1 protein-coding gene is annotated in these 684 nt (G+C 59.6%); it reads right to left on the bottom strand.

Features of this window, described 5'->3' with window-relative positions; genetic code table 11:
• Positions 1 to 684, bottom strand: a 684-nt coding sequence (locus SJI03_RS28790) for a phospholipase effector Tle1 domain-containing protein (RefSeq protein ID WP_322429456.1), incomplete at both ends; no start/stop codon positions are given.

Genomic DNA, 684 nt, shown 5'->3' with positions numbered 1-684 from the left:
CGTGGCTTCCAGGGTCTTGACGCGCACGGCGCGCCAGCGGTAATACAGCTCCATGTGCTTGCTCAGCAAGGCGCCTTGCTTGTTAAGCTCGGCGGTATATGCTTCCCATGCTTTGGCAAGCTCTTGACTGACCTGGAAATCCTCCTGATCGCGAAGTTCCAGTTCGCTGAACGGTATCAAGGGCACGCCCTTGAGGCGCGCTTCCTTGAACATATGCGCGAGCGGGATTTGCGACAACAAGGCCGCTTGTCCGCCACGCCCCTTTCCCTGCTCGCCCGGACCATAGCCGCCTCCTACGTCCGAGTGCACGCCAGGGAAATACACTTCCTCGATTTTCCCTGTCAGGCGCGTGACGGGAAAATTCATGCGCTGCTCATGCGTGGCAATACAATGCAGACCTGCCTGGACGCAGGACGGCAATGGTTTGAGCAATTCATTGGCCCAGGCCCAATGGCCATCGAACATCGCGCCAGGCGCGATCGTGGTTTTCGCGACAGACGCCGAGCTGCCCACGGTTGCCACCGTGTCAAAGACGCCAAGAAAATCGATGCTGGCAAGGATGCCGGCAAACTCCGGCCCCTTCTCGCCCGGCTTGAGCAAATCGGCAAACAGCTGACAGAACGCCACCGCCTCGGCGGCGCCCCGCGAAAAACCGAACACGGACAGGGTCAGCGATGGAATATT

The organism is Janthinobacterium sp. GMG1, from assembly GCF_034427795.1.
In the GTDB taxonomy this organism is placed as follows: domain Bacteria; phylum Pseudomonadota; class Gammaproteobacteria; order Burkholderiales; family Burkholderiaceae_D; genus Janthinobacterium.
Note: the sequence above shows the minus strand (reverse complement) of the source record. Positions and strands in the feature narration are given on the sequence as shown.